This window comes from Dictyobacter aurantiacus, from assembly GCF_003967515.1.
Lineage (GTDB): Bacteria > Chloroflexota > Ktedonobacteria > Ktedonobacterales > Ktedonobacteraceae > Dictyobacter > Dictyobacter aurantiacus.
In genome coordinates this window covers 3729217-3745054 of record NZ_BIFQ01000001.1, presented here as the reverse complement: position 1 = coordinate 3745054, position 15838 = coordinate 3729217, and the positions used below count along the sequence as shown (strand labels likewise).

At 45.7% G+C, this 15838-nt stretch carries 18 protein-coding genes; 14 read left to right on the top strand and 4 right to left on the bottom strand.

Translation table 11 applies throughout. The features are described from left to right. Positions 1–27: 27 nt before the first annotated feature. The 14 genes from KTT_RS15185 (at position 28) to KTT_RS15120 (ending at position 9191) form a co-directional block, all read left to right on the top strand. On the top strand, positions 28–513 hold the full coding sequence (locus tag KTT_RS15185) for a hypothetical protein (protein WP_126596792.1): 486 nt from the start codon (positions 28–30) through the stop codon (positions 511–513). Continuing rightward, the gene (locus tag KTT_RS15180) at positions 507–767 is read left to right on the top strand and encodes a hypothetical protein (RefSeq protein WP_126596791.1); all 261 of its coding nucleotides are present in this window, start codon (positions 507–509) and stop codon (positions 765–767) included. Before KTT_RS15185 ends, KTT_RS15180 begins: the two co-directional genes overlap by 7 nt. A 177-nt stretch (positions 768–944) precedes the next feature. After that, complete coding sequence (locus KTT_RS15175; RefSeq protein ID WP_126596790.1) at positions 945–1271, top strand: hypothetical protein; 327 nt, start codon at positions 945–947, stop codon at positions 1269–1271. Positions 1272–1278: 7 nt separating this feature from the next. Continuing rightward, positions 1279–1629 carry a hypothetical protein gene (locus KTT_RS15170; protein ID WP_126596789.1) on the top strand — a complete coding sequence of 117 codons (351 nt, stop codon included), beginning with the start codon at positions 1279–1281 and terminating at the stop codon, positions 1627–1629. 106 nt (positions 1630–1735) lie between these two features. Next, complete coding sequence (locus tag KTT_RS15165) at positions 1736–2086, top strand: hypothetical protein (RefSeq protein WP_126596788.1); 351 nt, start codon at positions 1736–1738, stop codon at positions 2084–2086. 22 nt (positions 2087–2108) lie between these two features. Beyond that, the gene (locus KTT_RS15160) at positions 2109–2918 is read left to right on the top strand and encodes a hypothetical protein (RefSeq protein ID WP_126596787.1); all 810 of its coding nucleotides are present in this window, start codon (positions 2109–2111) and stop codon (positions 2916–2918) included. Positions 2919–3145: 227 nt separating this feature from the next. Next, positions 3146–3580 (top strand): DUF488 family protein, encoded by a 435-nt coding sequence (locus KTT_RS15155; RefSeq protein WP_160145889.1) that lies wholly within the window; start codon positions 3146–3148, stop codon positions 3578–3580. Continuing rightward, positions 3555–4514 carry a TOTE conflict system archaeo-eukaryotic primase domain-containing protein gene (locus KTT_RS15150; RefSeq protein WP_160145888.1) on the top strand — a complete coding sequence of 320 codons (960 nt, stop codon included), beginning with the start codon at positions 3555–3557 and terminating at the stop codon, positions 4512–4514. Before KTT_RS15155 ends, KTT_RS15150 begins: the two co-directional genes overlap by 26 nt. Next, positions 4511–4756 carry a hypothetical protein gene (locus tag KTT_RS15145; RefSeq protein WP_126596784.1) on the top strand — a complete coding sequence of 82 codons (246 nt, stop codon included), beginning with the start codon at positions 4511–4513 and terminating at the stop codon, positions 4754–4756. Before KTT_RS15150 ends, KTT_RS15145 begins: the two co-directional genes overlap by 4 nt. Positions 4757–5016: 260 nt before the next feature. After that, on the top strand, positions 5017–5265 hold the full coding sequence (locus KTT_RS15140) for a hypothetical protein (protein WP_126596783.1): 249 nt from the start codon (positions 5017–5019) through the stop codon (positions 5263–5265). A 12-nt stretch (positions 5266–5277) separates the two neighbouring features. Further along, positions 5278–5574 carry a hypothetical protein gene (locus KTT_RS15135; protein WP_126596782.1) on the top strand — a complete coding sequence of 99 codons (297 nt, stop codon included), beginning with the start codon at positions 5278–5280 and terminating at the stop codon, positions 5572–5574. Then, positions 5571–5795, top strand: a complete 225-nt coding sequence (locus tag KTT_RS15130; protein WP_160145887.1) for a hypothetical protein — start codon at positions 5571–5573, stop codon at positions 5793–5795. The genes KTT_RS15135 and KTT_RS15130 overlap by 4 nt, the downstream gene beginning before the upstream one ends. A 68-nt stretch (positions 5796–5863) precedes the next feature. Further along, positions 5864–7081 carry a rolling circle replication-associated protein gene (locus tag KTT_RS15125; RefSeq protein ID WP_126596779.1) on the top strand — a complete coding sequence of 406 codons (1218 nt, stop codon included), beginning with the start codon at positions 5864–5866 and terminating at the stop codon, positions 7079–7081. Between the two features lie 262 nt (positions 7082–7343). Next, a complete protein-coding gene (locus KTT_RS15120) occupies positions 7344–9191 on the top strand; it encodes an AAA family ATPase (protein WP_126596777.1) in 1848 nt (615 codons plus the stop codon). Between the two features lie 122 nt (positions 9192–9313). Here KTT_RS15120 and KTT_RS15115 read toward each other — a convergent pair whose 3' ends face one another. Genes KTT_RS15115 through KTT_RS15100 form a run of 4 tightly spaced genes read right to left on the bottom strand, consistent with a single transcriptional unit; the run spans position 9314 to position 15582 of the window. Continuing rightward, positions 9314–10363: a PD-(D/E)XK motif protein gene (locus KTT_RS15115; RefSeq protein ID WP_126596775.1), complete on the bottom strand. Its 1050-nt coding sequence runs from the start codon at positions 10361–10363 to the stop codon at positions 9314–9316. 29 nt (positions 10364–10392) lie between these two features. Next, positions 10393–12639 carry a Z1 domain-containing protein gene (locus tag KTT_RS15110; RefSeq protein WP_126596773.1) on the bottom strand — a complete coding sequence of 749 codons (2247 nt, stop codon included), beginning with the start codon at positions 12637–12639 and terminating at the stop codon, positions 10393–10395. A 24-nt stretch (positions 12640–12663) separates the two neighbouring features. After that, positions 12664–14214 (bottom strand): ATP-binding protein, encoded by a 1551-nt coding sequence (locus KTT_RS15105; protein WP_126596771.1) that lies wholly within the window; start codon positions 14212–14214, stop codon positions 12664–12666. A gap of 51 nt (positions 14215–14265) precedes the next feature. Then, on the bottom strand, positions 14266–15582 hold the full coding sequence (locus KTT_RS15100) for a DNA cytosine methyltransferase (RefSeq protein ID WP_218030893.1): 1317 nt from the start codon (positions 15580–15582) through the stop codon (positions 14266–14268). Positions 15583–15838 lie beyond the last annotated feature (256 nt).

Here is a 15838-nt window from a genome sequence, read left to right as displayed (position 1 = left end):
GATCATTGTTCTACTGGAGATTTTCTCATGATACAGGTGTTGCAAGAACGGGGACTGTCTTTCGAGATAGAACGCGTTTCCCCACAGCGTATCCAGATGTGGGCCTGGGCAACGGGACATTTTTCTTCCTTGCCCGAATTGGAACTGGCATCTACTGCACTTTTGGCGCTGTGGTATGAAGCATTCGCATTTGATCAATATGACGAGCTTGTGCGCAAGCCTATGGATGCAAAGTGGGTCGTGGTCTCCCTGGATTTCCTGGTACAGGCGCTGGGAACAGGGGCGGACTGCTGGGTGAAAGCGGTAGAGCTATTCACTGGATATCCGAAGTCGCCACATGCCCAACTGCGGCACCTTGAGCAGGATGCTCGTGAACAATTTCACCTATTGAAGGGCCTGCAGCAACAAGCAGCTGAGTGTGTGATGGAACTCTGTTCTGCCTATGGTTGGGATATTCCCAAGGATACCAGTAGCTACCTGGCGGCACAACAGCAGGGAAATACCACATGGTAGGGCTTCATGCGAAGGTGTTTCGAATCCATGTCTGGTTGTCAGAGAATGCCGTGTCTGTGGCTCCTGACCTGACTGAAGAGGTGGTGGCACTCACGTCCCTGTTCGCCATTCAACAGGTCATGAAACACCATGGTGTTGTTTCTGCTGACCTGGTCTGTGCCACATTGGCGGAGATGCAGAACCGCGCCACCTGGTTCTTTGCGGTGCGCTTGACGAAGTCGGGTCTCACCTATTCGCCTGGGCGCTCAATCTAATTGATGTTGTGGGTTGCTGGCCAGCATGTAGCGGTGCTGACCAGCTAAGAGAACACAAACAGCGTTCGTTCGGCGTTGCGAGGTTCTCAATGGGTATTGTCTCATTGGCTCCTCGGGCTGTCAAGGTTCTCTTCTAGTCGTTTTTGTTGTGCTTTTACACCCTGAGAGGAGTTGCGTATGATTTTCAATCTTTCTGATGTGCAAGCCGCCTGTTTTACGTTCCATGTTGAGCATCCTGACCGCATCGTCTGGTACTACTCCCTGATTAAGGAGTGGACTACTCAAACCCCAATGGCGGCGGTGGATGAGTCGGACATTGTGGTCTGGATCAATCCCTATACCTCACAAGCGGGGTTCATTCATGCTCAACCCACTGGTGTGCGCGGAAAAACGCTCGAAGCATGCCTGGAACGCCTGGCCAATGATGTCTATGACGATCTGCAGATGGATCTGGTCGCGCTGCGGCGGCAAAGCATGGCACCGCTCCCTTCGGTTGTTCGCTAGCGCGGGCATGAAAAACCGTTGGATGTATCCCGACAACTGGGACGAGCTGGCCCTGGCATGCAAGGAACGTGCGGGCTGGTGCTGTGAACATTGCGGGATTGCCCATGGGAGCCTAGCGGTCTCGGAACGAACCGGTGTGGTCTATACCGTCATCCTGGCGGCGGCCCATCTGGATCACGATCCCTGGAACCCTGATCCTCGGCTGGCCGCGCTCTGCCCTTCCTGTCACGGTCGCTATGACTACTCCTGGCAGGAACGACAACGCTGGCTTGAACTGGAACATATCCGTCATCGGTTGTGGATTGAGGCGGCTCAACCGATTGAAACGGCCTCACCTGATCATTGGACATGCCAATGATGTCACGCAAGCAGGAATATATAATCTCCTGCTTGCCACTGGAATAACCAGTCATCTTTTTATGCAAACTGCTGTTGAACAGAACACAGAAAAGGAGAGTGATTCCATGCGTATGGATGCTCAAGTAACCAAAGTTGAAGTCAAGAAATTTGCAGCCTTTGATCCCAAGACTGGTGCTCCTGATCCTGGCTACATTCTGCAGATGACGGTCACGGACCTGGATACCAGCGATACCCACCAGTGCTCCTTCAATGAGGGCTTTGGCCTGGAAGATCTTCGCCAGGCACGCAAGCTGAAAGCTCCCGAGGCTGAGCGAGATCAGATTGCCGCGCAAGTGGAGGCGGCCGCCAAAGCCCTGGAGGGACAGCGGGTCATGCTGATGGTGGGGAAACCGCGGGCGAAAGGCTTTGTCACCTTTCCGGTTGTCTCGATCCAGGGTGCTGGTCAGACTGCTTAGTTGTTGATAAAGGAGGTCGTTCATGCAAGTACCAATGCAAGCACGCGTCCAAACCTTTGCTCCCCCCAAAACGCGTGGGGGGAGTTGGGTGCGGAAAGTCGAACATTGGGCCGTGCGCTTTTTCTCCCTGGTGTTTTCCGTTGTCACCGCTCACGCCATCTGGTGGTTTTTCTCCTCGGCGCTCAACTGGCTGGATCAATACCAGTGGATGGTCACTTTACTGATGGCGGTCGGGTTCGCAGGCCTGGGCTTTATCATTAGCCGCGGCCTCTCCCATCGTCTGCAGCACAAAGAACCGCTGGGCGTGGTGGTGTTTATCGTGGCTGTGTTTGAACTGGTCGAGGTCGGGGCCTGTTTCGCACAAGCGGCAGTGAGTATTAGCCATATTAATTGGCTGACGGCCTTTCAAGGTGGGATGCATGGCTTTCTCACCTTTCTCTGCTATCTGCTGCTGCCCATTGTGCCTTTTTTCACGATTGCCCTGGCCTGGTTCGATATGGACCTGGATCGGGAAAAGGTCGGGGAAAAACCAGCTCCTGCGCCTAAGGCCGATAAGAAAGCCAAACAGGCTCCCGTTCCTGCGGCCGCGCCCTTCAACGGTGCTCCCGGTGGGCTGGCAACTGCTAATCCACTGGCACCGACCCATGGCTATCGTGGTCCGCTGGCCGGTACCAGTTCACAACCGCAGAGTGCCTATCCGAGCATGACCCCACCGGGGAACACTGCACAGGGGCAAGCCCCTTTTTTCGGCCTGAACCGGTCGCAGGGAGTGCCACAGCCGGAACAACAAACGATGGCGATGCCTGGGCCGGTGGGTCCTTATCAACGGTAGTGCCTCCTGAAATGGTGCGCGTCGATCCCTCAGGGAAACGGCGCAATCGTCGCGAGTCCGCACTGGTGCGTGAAGCTCTAGATCAAGGCTACGAGGTAGACTTTCGCACCGCAGACCAGTGGAAGCACTATCATCGATCACATGCATAATCCTGATTGCTACCTGAGGATACCTGATGCAATGGCGCAACGGGTAGTCCTTCTTTTTTGATGAATGGAGGTTGCTCTATGTCTGATGTCCTTGCCACGCCAGCTGGGACGTTTCTCTATCCGATTGGCTACGCTGCGCCTGGTAGTGAGAACCTGGTGCTCTCGTTGATGTATTCCTATCCGCAGGCACTCCTGCTGGATGTACGGCTGCGGGCCAGATCGCGCTGGTTTCCCGCCTGGAATAGACGGGCCTTAGAAGCGCGCTGGGGGACTCGCTATATTCACGAGCCACGCTTCGGCAATGTGAATTATCAGTATCCGCGTCGGCCCATTGAACTAGCTGATCCTGATGCAGTGGTCCCCTGGGCGGCGTCACTCCTGCAGCAGGGGTATCACCTGCTCGTGCTCTGTGCCTGCAAAGACTATCTGCGCTGTCATCGCAAAGTGGTGGTTGAGCGCATTTATCAGCGCTGTCTGGAAGGAGTGCATGATGCATCCAACCGAACTGACTGACCTGGCTGCGCTCTATGCGTCGGTGTTTGTGCATTGCTGGGACTCCTACGCGGTGCAACAGTCGGATGGGTCCTATCGCCGGGTGCATGAACCGCTGTCACTCCAGCACCTGGAGGCGCATCTCGCTGGCTATGTCACCCTTGGCACGTATCTCCTAACACCTGACAACACCTGCAGCTTCGCCGTCTTTGATGATGATCAACCCGGCGGCCTGGTTCGACTCGCCCAGCTGGCCGCAGAATTGGAGCAACACGAAGGTGTACGAACACTGCTAGAGATGAGTCGGCGCGCTGGCCATCTCTGGGTGCACCTGGTTGAGCCGACTGCGGCCGATCGGGTGCGCGCCTGGCTCGTGCCCTATGCCCTACAACTGGGATGTGAGCTTTACCCCAAACAGGATCAGCTGCGCAGCGGTCCCGGCTCATTGATCCGTCTACCGCTGGGTATCCATCGCCAGACCGGGCGCTGGTATCCCTTCCTGACAAGCGATCCGGCGACTGGCCAGCTGGTCCCCGTTGCTACTACTCAACAGGATTGTTGTCAGTGGGTCGCGCACTCCCTCTCTCGGGCTGCGGTCTCTGCTCATGTTCACCTGCAGCCTGCACACCCTGAGCCGGTGATGACTCCAGTTGAACCGGTGCTGGTCCCGCCTGGTCGTGGTGCTATTCGTGCCTGGTGCCAATCACAAGACATTCGGCAGGTCATTGGCCGCTATGTGTCGCTGGATCATCGCGGGCTGGGCTCTTGTCCCTTTCAAGGTCATCACCGCCACGGCGATCGTCGTCCCAGCTTTCAAGTCTTCGGTGGCCATGATCCGCATTGGTACTGCTACACCTGGAGGCGCGCTGGGAACCTGTTTGATTTTTTCTGCGAATACTATGGGCTTTCGGTACACGAGGCCTGGCAACGGTTACAAGAAGGGAGGCTCGAATGAGTGGTCATGGTCCACATGAGGCCAAACATGCCTTGCTGATGTATAGCGCGGATGGCCAGTTGCGCAATGGCACAACAACGCACCGCGATGTTCCTGGGGCGCGTCGCCTGGCACAACAGATTCTGGTGCTGCAGCCGACGATTGCCTACATCGAATTGTATGAGTGCTCGCCGTCGGGTCAGTTGGCATCTGGAACTCTGGAGCGAGTGGATTGGGATCAGGAATGGAGCGCTGCTCGTTGACCAGGCTCGCTCACGGCGACCAAGCTGGCCAGCGACGACCCCACATCTCTAGCCCACGCTCGCTGCCTGACACCCTCGCCCCTGGCTGTTCGGCCCGGGTGCCGTCCGGCCTCGTCCCTCCGGAGCTTTGCGCGGTGGGGGCAGGGGCCCCCAACATGCGCAAAGCGGAGGGGCTTTACTTGACCCTAATAAGGATAAATCACACAAGTATAAAACGCTGATGGGTATCACACACGATGATACCGGAAAGGGAAACACCTATGAACGATGACATTTCCATTATTCACAACGCGGAAGTGACACATCTCACCGACCCTGAAGCAGAGAAGCAGGAACACAACCGGGTTGCCCTGCAGACACTCAAGCTCTGCTTCTCGCATACACAGGTTCCCTGGTTTGTGGAGAAACAGGTGATTGATTTGTACCATCGCTATGGCTTGGTCGTGGCTCTTGAGACGGCCAAAGTGGTGATTGAAGCCTTCGATGCGGGCCTGAGAAGGCAGAGATAAGGAGGCGGCAACGTGGATGAACACATGACACAACAGCAGTATGTGCAAGCCGTTCTGACACTTGCGTGTGCTGTCTTGAGGCTCCAGGGTGTCAACCTTTTTGAGGCAACAATTGAACAAGCCTGGGACGCGTTTTCTATCGGCCTGGCTCGCGATCCTTTTGCACCAGTTGCTCGGTTCCACACGATCTATGGCAGTATGCTACACAGTCAATTTGCACTCCTATGGCCAGCATTCCAGTATGAGCTGGCATGCAACGTGGGCGTGATTGGACAGGGACAGGAGACCTGGTTAGGGGGTACTGCATGAGCGATGTGCGGCGGGTCCATGTCGAGGGTTCGATATGGGTTGAAGCAGAACAGGTCCGGTGGGACACCGATGATGAGCAGTGGGGTACTGCTCTCATCGGCGGTGAAGAGTACGCGGTGATCTGGAGCAATGACGGCGACGGCTACACCGAGATCGCCGACAGTGACCTGGAATGGTTCCGCACGATCAACCCTGGTTTCTATGATGGCTCCTGCAGGTAAAGAGCCTCTGATAACACAAACATGGCCTGGATGTATTCACCCAAAGATTGTAGAAAGCTGTAGAACATATGTGTATTGATGAGATTGTCCTAGCGAATTATGTTGATCCTCTCCCTTCATCTATTGAAGGGATTCGGCTTGCTCCGATTTCAGAGCAGGCCGATTTTGCTGAGCAGGCCGGAACAGAAACGCTGTATTTCTGTCCTGATTCCTGGGCGTTGCGTCATCGCTTTATCAATCAGGAAACAGGAGAAGTGGTACGTGCACGCTGTGACCGGTGGAGCTGCCTCTACTGTGGGCCTCGGAAGACCGATCAGTGGCGACAGTTGATCGCCGCGGCTGAACCAGAATTACATGTGGTCCTTTCGCGGGCTGGCAACACCGTTGAAGAAGCGGCTCGTGCCCTGACGACCTGGGTCCAGTTCCTGCGGCGTGGCTCCAAAGGGCGTGGAAAAGGTCGGATCGGTGCCCGGCCGGCCTTCCCTATTGAATACTTCGCCGTGCTGGAACGTCATGAGAAATTCGAAGAGAGCGGCTTTCACTGGCATATCCTGATTAAAGGCACGGATTATCTCCCCAAAGAGATGCTGGATGCCGCTTGGTCATCAGCGACCCATGGCAAAAATGAGTTTGCCTGGGTCGATCGTGTCAAGAATGCCAGGGCCATTGGCTACGTCACGAAGTACCTGACGAAACAGATTGCTCGCGGTGAAAAAGGCACGAAGGAACGACAGCGTGAAGTCACTGAGGCGCAGTTACGACAGGTTTCTGAGCATACCTTTGAGGTTGCATGTGATGACGAGGGCAAGCCGATAGAGCACACTCGTATCCAGGTTGACCAAGTCACGAGTAGTGCTCGCCGGATTCGCTATTCTCGGCGCTTCTTCCCCGCTTCCGTTGAAGAGTTGCGTTTCCGCCTCTTCTCACAACTGGATGATCCTGATCAACTGGAGCGTGATACAATGCCAGCACAACCTGCGCCTGCAGATACTGAGGAGCCCGGTTCCCCAATAGAAGGAGAGCAACTTTCAGAAACAGTTTTTGATGAATTTGCTGAGGCTGAGCAAATACAAGACGAACCACCAGTTCGGGCGCGCTGGTTGCTTTATGAAGCTGAGCCTTTTTCAAAAGATGTGAACGAATATAGACAACGGAGACGGCGAGCATTGCTTGAGGCTATGATGGTGGTTCGGTCTGGTCAATGGCGAATTTCCGGCCGTGTAATTTCTGTCTGGTCATTCCAACGCTTACAAAAGCAGAAACAGCATTTTGAACTAGCTGGATAGAAGGAAACACTTTGTGTTAAGCTAGAGGATACCATAAGGAGGATAAACTTAAGAGAGGTGTTTAGAAAGGTGAAAGAGGCGTTTTGTATTGACGTGCTTATTTGTGTGAAGGGATTGTATATCTGTAATAGCATATTTAACTGATGGAAAAGTGGTATTTAATGTGAAATATAGCTAATAGAAAAAGCATATATGCTAAAATATGCTAGCTTGTGAAGGCGTATATATAAGTTTTTCGTTGTTCTAGTGAAGGCAGAATAAAATGTATATTTCCAAGCTTCAGATAAAAAACTATATGAGTTTCTCTTCTTCAGAAGAAATTAATCTACTTAGTGGATTTAATGTTATTGTTGGACAGAACAATGTTGGAAAAACAGCACTTTTGGAAGCACTAAGCTTACATATTACAAGCAATCCCCATCACAGCTTGGAGACGAAACCACGCCCAGGTATACCAAGCTTACCGTACTCAGAAGTAAATGTAGCATTTCAAATTGAAGAAGGTGAAGCAGAACATATGTTGATAGATGCAGGAGAACCTATTTTTGTTCCACTGCCTCCGGATATAGAGATTAATAATTTTAATAGAATCGAATTTGCGGATAAATTTCGCGAAAGGCTTAGGTCCTCTGGCTTATTACGATGCTGCTATCGGACAAATCATGGCTTTGTTTCGGCATATTTAGATGGATATAGTAAAAATAATGATAATTTACCGACAATGAGGTTCAACGTTGGCTTTACTCAAGGCCAGGGTAAGTTAGAGCCTGTTTTGGAAGGTGGTTTTCCCATAGGTGTTACTTCTTTCGGTATAAACTTAGCAAATGCTATGTGCGAAAGAATATATCTCTTCAGGGCAGAGCGCTTAAATGTTAGTACGTCTCCGTTTGGTTATAGTACTACATTACAATCTAACGCTTCAAATCTCGCAGAAGTCCTTCACAATATGCAAAATAGTAATCCAGCACGTTTCCGTCGATTCAACGAACATGTTAGCATTATTTTCCCCCAGATTAAGTTTATAACAGTTCCTCCAAGCTTTAGAGAGAATAATGGGGTTCAGATTCTTGTGTGGTCGGTAGATCCAGCAACCGAGCGTGAAGATCTAGCAGTCCCTCTTTCAAAAAGTGGAACGGGTATTGGTCAAGTTTTAGCGATATTGTATGTTGTTCTTTCCGCACAATACCCACAAACTATTGTTATTGATGAGCCGCAGAGCTTTCTTCATCCAGGCGCTGTACGAAAATTGATTGAGATACTCAAGCAACATCCTCAACATCAATTTATTATCACAACGCATTCGTCAGAAATTGTATCTGCATCTAATTGCAAGGTATTGTTACTTCTTCGCAAAGAAGAATTTGAAACTAAAATTGAGACGTTAGATTCTACTGAAGTTAAAGATCTTCAAATACTGCTATCCGAAGTTGGAGTAAGACTTTCAGATGTATTTGGTGCAGATAACATACTTTGGGTAGAGGGTAGCACTGAAGAACAATGTTTCCCTCTTATAGTTGAAAAGTTGCTCAAACAACCATTACGAGGAACAAAAATAATGAGTGTGCTGCAAACCGGGGACTTTGAAGGTCGGCACTCAGGAAAAATTTTTCAAATATATAACCGTTTAAGTACGGGAAGATGGCTTGTCCCTCCAGCAATAGGTTTTATCTTCGATCGGGAAGGAAGAAGTGAACGCGAACAAGAAGATCTTAAACGGCGAAGCCAAGGTCGTGTAGTATTTCTTCCAAGAAGAATGTATGAGAATTATTTACTTAATATTCATGCAATATCTTTTATCATCTCTAATATAGAAAATTTTAGAGAGAAGCAGGTTACATATACAGAAATTGCTGAATGGGTTGAAGAAAATCGATGGAACAAAAAATACTTGAATAAGGATATACCCAATTTAGAGCGTACAGAAGAAAAATGGCTTCAAGAGGTGCACGGAGCAAAAATACTGAATGATCTCTTTCAGTACTTTTCTGAACGTCGTTTTTTCTATGACAAAGTTAAACATGGGATAGCACTAACTGAGTGGATTATTGAAAATAACCCCTCTGATTTGGTTGAAGTGGAGGAACTAATCCGTAAGCAAGTGATAAGGTAAACACTGTAACGTACCCTACAAAAATAGTATCTACAGGCTTTTGCGTAGCTAAAAGCTAATAAGCAGGGTCTAATTGAAAAAGAGGACGTTAGGTTTATGATATTACGTCCTCTTAATGTTTTTCAGGAATTAACCTTAATGTGTTTATGTCTTATTGTTTTGAATCTCTGCTGACTTAATGTAGCTTTAAATAAGCCTCCTTGTTTGCGGAAGTGTTGAAGATCTAGAGACGGGCAATTAGATAGGTCTGATTTGAAATGTACTTCGCTAACTTCTGCAGGTATGTCTCGATTAACTGTTGGTATAGCAGTGACTTCAAAGAATTTTAATGATTCTTCTGCCAAGTCGATATCGAATTGAGCATCAAATGCGTCACGCCAGTTTGTTCCTAGTGTTGAACTAATCAGCCGATCAAGTTTGAACATTAAGTCTGGATGGCTTGCAAGATGAGTATTAATGTGATCAACCAGATCCATGATACTTGTTCCGATACCGGCGTATTCCACAAATATAGATGCTATGACTAAATTTGTGTTTGCTGGAGGACATAACTGCTCTAATGAGAAATAGTGTTGCCTGGTTCTCTTTGATGTGCTTTTAACCTCAATCCTTTGGTCTTCTGAACTAAAGTCATAGCGATCCTCATTGGTAGGATGCCAGGCTTTTATGACTGTTGGTATGTCATTGGCTCTGGCCATTAAAAATAGCTCTGCCCACAAACCTTGGACAGATTTTCGTGGTATTTCAGTGATACCACGAAATAGTTCTATAAAGTTGTTAATAGTGTTGAAGACTTCATTCCTAGAAGGGTCTGTTCCTAGTGCAGTAACCAGAATACTTGCAATGTGAAGGAAATAAGTATGCATGGTCTCGTCATTGACAGCACATCCCACAATGGTAAATTTACCCTCTTCTATTACACCATCGATTTGAGATATTTGACACTTTACATCATATTGGACGAAGACGTGTTCAAGTTTAATAGGTGCTGATTTGTCCTTCCTTGAGGAATCAAGAACCGATATCAGTAAACAAGGTTTATCTTGAGCATCTTTAGCTAACCTATGTTTGCTGTATCCAGGTATCGAAATCGCTGAGAAACGAATAGCCTCTTCTTCTGTGGCTTCTTCTGGAGATTGCAAAGAGCCAAACAGTTGTATTAAATCGAGCATAGTTTTAGCTACTTTTCTTTACTATCTTTTTATTCCCAATTTGGACGCGCAAACTTTTTACTTGCTTTTCTATCTGTTTGTATGATCCAACTCTCAGACATTTCCTCTGGTAATCGGACTGCGATAGTTGGCACATTCTCAGTAATCACTTTGTCATCCTTTGAAATATTGATAATGTGTATTTGTATTGTAACCTCATCCTGAGAATAAAACTTACTATCACCTTGATATCGTTCTCCTGTTTTGCCTCGTGTTGGCCCTTGAAAAACAAAAGGTATTTTCCCTTCCTCATCTATACTTCTTCTTCTTTGTCTGCCCCCACTCATCAGGTAAACAGTACACTTATTGACTTTGCGTTCTGGACGTTGCAAATAATCGTCTATTTGTTGTAGGAGAGCATCGTAATTATAGGACTCATCATGTTCTGTTATTTGGAATTTGGTTAATAACTCTTCGTATACAGAGGTCAAATCTATACCCGATGCAACTAAATGGTTTTGCATCTCTGTTATTCCTGCCTCCACCTTGAAGTATGGCGATAAATCAGAGATAACTTGTTTGACGATTACGCGATTTATTTCTACCGCTTCAAAAGATGCATGCGGCCATTGCTGTTCAAACCATTCATGTGAATAATTATGACGATTATATTCTCTATCAATTACATCATGTCGGGTCGGGCGCAATCCAGGTGGTAGCGGAAAAGCTCTCCTCCATTCATTGAGCGATTTTCCCGAAACTGCAATTTCCCTTAATTTTCTTCTTACAGCCTCTTCTGAATTCACATATTTTTTATAAATCTCTTGTTGTTCATCAGTTAAATAAACACGGCAATACCCTAAATAGTCAGCTTTATATCCGAACCAGCGTGCTCGCTGTTGTATTGTATCGGCATTTCCCACACCTTTGCTCCTGGGCATATACGAGACTGTCAGACCTTCAATGGTGTACCCTCTGTTTAAGACTTCTCCACCAACTAGAATATGAGAGTAATTTTGCTCCCAGTCTGGTTGAGGAGTTTTGCCTCCGGCAGCATTTACCATGGTAACAATAGTATCGCTAATAGCATGTGGTAGGTACTCTAATAAATCATCAAAAGATGCTAAATCTTGCACAGTAGCTGATAAATCATTGTAAGCATCCCTAAACATGTTAACCAGATCTTTTCGGTCGTAGTCACTTTTGTCTAGTTGAAATATTTGGGACCAAAGTTGTTGAATATCTCTTACCCATCGATCATAATTCGCATGCTGCATTGTTTCTTTAGAAGGATGAACCATCATTGAACGATTCCCTTGTGCTCCACATTTCAATCCAGCTGCTGCCCCAAGAAAATATATTTGCATAGCTTGGAGAAGACTATCAGGAGGCTCTGTTAATTGTTGATCTTTGGACGGAACTTCACTTTCACGTATACGTCTAATGAGACGGAAGTCCCCCTCAAAAAAGATTTTTCCTCCTGTATATGCAGGGCCAGGTGTAAGCAAGGCTGCAAAATTAGGAGATAGCACATCGATGATATTGATTAATAAAGGCGCTTGTGGTGTGGCTGTGTACTGCAAGAATGAATGATGCGAGAGAAGGCTCTTTATTTTTAAGATACGCTTATATGTAGGACTTTCCTTCCCTTTATTTACTAAATTATTTAAGCTCGCTTGATCCGCCTCATCATCTATGATTAGTGTTGGTACTCCATTGAGAGGTAACTCAGATAATAGTTTTATTAAATTATTTAAATGGGTTCTTTGCTTCATTACAGTTATGAGAACTGTTGGTTTGCCTATACCTGGTAAAGAGGTTTTCTTCTGAATGGCATTAGCTATTCTTTGTTTTATATCTGCTCTTGCTTTTGGATTGCTTAAAAATTGCCATTTTCGATCAGTTCGATTTTTTATCCTTAAATCTTTTTCAAGCCTATTACTGGATTGATTAAAAAGGTTAGTTGTGATACCTGTTATGACAATGATCAATCTATAGTCATTGTCGCTAGCTAGAGCTGCAACGGTCGTAAATGATGTGGTTTTACCACTTTGTATATAACCTATTACAAGCCCTGTTTCCTTTCCCTCATGTGTAGAAGGGGGCACACAATGTGCAAGTACCGCCCTGGATTCTTCCTCTAGTGTTTCTCTGTCTTTAGGTGGAAATTTAAGATGGTCAAGTAGTTTGAATGTTTCATCACCTTTTACTGGTTCCCATAAATTTGATGATTGGTTATCATTGGAGATTATTTTTATAGTTTCTAACGCTAAACCATTATTAATATTTTGTGACATTTAATCCCCCTATTAATCAAAATATTATTCTTTTGAAAGCGCATTCCTCAGCAAGTCATTGATATTGCGCCTTATAGTTCCTGTCATCCTAACTCCACTTACTCTGGCTGTTGTTTCAGCCAATGCGATGGCTACAGCTAGACGTAATAATGGTTCCAGCTTCATTGGATCTGCACCTGCAAATCTTTCCGTGAATGGATGATCTAGAGCTAAACGAACACCTAAACGTCGTATATCATCATTCGCATCATTTGTAAGTGTGTGGTCATAAATGCTTATCCATTCTCCAACACTGGGGTCATCTGATAGTTCAAGGGCGATTTGCCAATGAGCATCATTCAGACTAACATCTATGATTCTTTGGGAGGCTTTGGTTGCGCTGGGCAGTACTTGTGGTGGATTTTGTGTTTCTGGTTTTGATACAAATTGCTGTTCCAAAACCGGTGAAACCTCTCTTTGGAGAACCTCTGCTGTTCGTTGGGTGACTATTTCTGCACCTCTAATCAATTCTCTTGGTTTTGGTCTAGCTCTATACCCTTCTGCTTGATCAAGTAAAGGTAAGGGAGGTTTTTCAATATACTCCTTGAGTAATTCAAGAAATATTTCTTCATGTTCTTCCCATCTGAAACCATCTTTAGTATGGCTTACTTCAAACCCTTCAAGATGTAGTTCACCAAATAGACGTTGATAGATAAAACTGTTGTGTCTTCCAAAGATAGCTTCGGGTCTGTAACTGTCTTCTCCACTTCCCTCTATCAAACGATTTCGTCTGAAAAGGCCAAATCCAGCACTAGCTGTACTTCCAGTTTCTCTAAGCGCTACAAAGCCAGTGATCTTAAGACCAAACCCAAAATCAAACTTAATTTCTTTTTTCCAGAGTACTGGTTGGGCTTCTGGAGTTTTATAATACGGTGCTGTTAGGATCTTAGGTTCTTGGTATTGTAATATTTCATTATTGAATCTCAGTTCGAGAATGCCTTCTCTGATGAAAATTCTATAGATACTTGCTAGGTGATCTTTAATTTTTACGACTGTCTTTGAATGTGGAATTTTATGTAAACCCTTGAGGCTGATCTCTGTGTAATGGTTTGTATGTAAAGATGATTGTGCTTTTACTACTAGTTCTTCTATATCATCTTCAACAATTTTCTCAATATTAAAATCAACAGTTTTTTCGGTGGCTTCATAAAGAGCAGATGTCCTTACTGTCCAGCGATCCGCAAACCAACATGAGGCACTTTTCATGCCCATTCCAAATTCGGAGAGGCCGCTTCGATCCAGTGGGACTTCTGCGGGTCGAAATGCTCGGCTAAAATCTTTCTCATGAATACCAGCTGCGTTATCTCTTATGATAATCTGCCCACCATCATTTGGATCTAGCTCTATCGCGACCTGGAGCTTGAATTGATGGCCTTCAACCGCATCTAGCTCACTTTTGTATTCCACATAACTTTGTATTGAATTATCAACAAACTCTGCTAATGCGTACCAAGGTTTGTAGTTTAGATGGCGAAGAACAGATAAAATGCTAACGCCAGGCCTAATATTGACACGCTCGGCTTTATTGACCTTCATTGCTGGGCTCCAAACCACTTAAAAAGGATGGGGAATGAAATAACGTTAGTATCAACTAAGAACAAGGTTTTCCTCTACGACAGTATTTGCTGTAAAGTTTTCTAAAGCACTTGGTAGTAATGCTTTGGCTACTAATTCAACAAGATCTACGTTAACCGCATTACCCAACGCTTTAAAGGCTTGCTCTCTCGTTGCTGGAAGATTAGGTAAACTTTGCATGCTTTGAAGAGCTGCACATTCCCTTGGAGTCATGTATCGTTTTTCCCAAGCAATAATAGGTACTTGCGTATCAGTTTGTGCAATTAAAGAAGGTGATGTTGTTGGTCTTTTGACCCGAACACCAGAGGCTCTTATTTGGAGTACAAAGTTCCATATATTGCGCTCCTCACCTTTACAATTCCATTCGAGCTTTTGCAAACTAGACGGAAAACTTAAAATTGAGGGCATCCATTGATCTATCCAGCTCTTATGTTGTAAATAAAGGTCCCGATTTTGTTGAATATATCTAACTTTCCAAGAAGGGAACTTCATTTCTTCTTTGCGTGCATGAGATGGTAGTGCTTTCATAATATTGTCGTCTGCTAGTTCTGCCAATGGTTTACCATGGCTACCTTTATAATTGCGTAGTTCATCTACACCTATAGCATAAGGGGTTGTATCTTTGAATGGATATGTTGCGCCAAATTCCATTGACCAGATTGGAAATGATGGAAATTCTAAATCTTTTGGGAAGCTATTGATAAATTCTTGCCAAGCATTAAGGCATTCGATGAGGCTTGGAGATAATGGTTTTGCGTCTGTAGGATTATGCTCTAGAGCTGATATAATTGACAAATTTGCATTTGAGCTCTCATCTGGCCATCTATGGCCTCTTAGTCCACTCCTACATCCAATAATTATAATTCTTTCTCTCACCTGGGGGATACCAAATTTATGGGGAGACAACCTTTTATAATCTATATCATATCCTTCATTTTTTAATTTTTCCTCCATTTCTCTCCAAGTTGTACCATTGTTATGCTTTTCCAAATTGGGAACATTCTCAAGCATAATATATTCTGGCTTACGCTCTTTAAGTATTTTAATTACATATTCAAATAAATCACCCCATTTTGGACAATCAAGTCCTTTTTGTTCGCCTGCCTTAGAGAATGGTTGACATGGAAAACCAGCACAGAGAATATCATGAACTGGAATTTTATCAATCGGTATGTTACGGATATCACCCATAGGCTCTATACCAAAATTGGTCTTATATAGTTGTTGTAACCCTTGATTAATCTCACAAGCAAAAACGCAAGTGTGGCCAAGTCGACTCAATGCAAGATGAAACCCTCCCAATCCGGCGAATAAATCGATAAATTTCACCGTTGTAATACCTTTCTAGAATCTTTTTTTGTCTAATAAACCAATATTAATATCCAAAGTACCACAAAGTCAATGCTTTTAGTGCATAATTGGCTATTAAATCAATAAGAGCTATAATAGTGCTAATATATATTTATGGTTTGTAGAGTTTTAAAGGTATTTAAACTTTTTGCAAAAAACGCATTTTTTGCAATTTATGCAAAGTTTTACTTTTATTAGGAGGGGTTTTCTCCAAACGACTAGCGCGAGATTTAAG

Coding starts and splice junctions, on each gene's coding strand:
- KTT_RS15115 (WP_126596775.1), bottom strand. CDS start 10,363: ATGCTCGATTTAATACAACTGTTTGGCTCTTTGCAATCTCCAGAAGAA.
- KTT_RS15110 (WP_126596773.1), bottom strand. CDS start 12,639: ATGTCACAAAATATTAATAATGGTTTAGCGTTAGAAACTATAAAAATA.
- KTT_RS15175 (WP_126596790.1), top strand. CDS start 945: ATGATTTTCAATCTTTCTGATGTGCAAGCCGCCTGTTTTACGTTCCAT.
- KTT_RS15160 (WP_126596787.1), top strand. CDS start 2,109: ATGCAAGTACCAATGCAAGCACGCGTCCAAACCTTTGCTCCCCCCAAA.
- KTT_RS15145 (WP_126596784.1), top strand. CDS start 4,511: ATGAGTGGTCATGGTCCACATGAGGCCAAACATGCCTTGCTGATGTAT.
- KTT_RS15185 (WP_126596792.1), top strand. CDS start 28: ATGATACAGGTGTTGCAAGAACGGGGACTGTCTTTCGAGATAGAACGC.
- KTT_RS15105 (WP_126596771.1), bottom strand. CDS start 14,214: ATGAAGGTCAATAAAGCCGAGCGTGTCAATATTAGGCCTGGCGTTAGC.
- KTT_RS15125 (WP_126596779.1), top strand. CDS start 5,864: ATGTGTATTGATGAGATTGTCCTAGCGAATTATGTTGATCCTCTCCCT.
- KTT_RS15140 (WP_126596783.1), top strand. CDS start 5,017: ATGAACGATGACATTTCCATTATTCACAACGCGGAAGTGACACATCTC.
- KTT_RS15155 (WP_160145889.1), top strand. CDS start 3,146: ATGTCTGATGTCCTTGCCACGCCAGCTGGGACGTTTCTCTATCCGATT.
- KTT_RS15170 (WP_126596789.1), top strand. CDS start 1,279: ATGAAAAACCGTTGGATGTATCCCGACAACTGGGACGAGCTGGCCCTG.
- KTT_RS15150 (WP_160145888.1), top strand. CDS start 3,555: ATGATGCATCCAACCGAACTGACTGACCTGGCTGCGCTCTATGCGTCG.
- KTT_RS15130 (WP_160145887.1), top strand. CDS start 5,571: ATGAGCGATGTGCGGCGGGTCCATGTCGAGGGTTCGATATGGGTTGAA.
- KTT_RS15120 (WP_126596777.1), top strand. CDS start 7,344: ATGTATATTTCCAAGCTTCAGATAAAAAACTATATGAGTTTCTCTTCT.
- KTT_RS15165 (WP_126596788.1), top strand. CDS start 1,736: ATGCGTATGGATGCTCAAGTAACCAAAGTTGAAGTCAAGAAATTTGCA.
- KTT_RS15180 (WP_126596791.1), top strand. CDS start 507: ATGGTAGGGCTTCATGCGAAGGTGTTTCGAATCCATGTCTGGTTGTCA.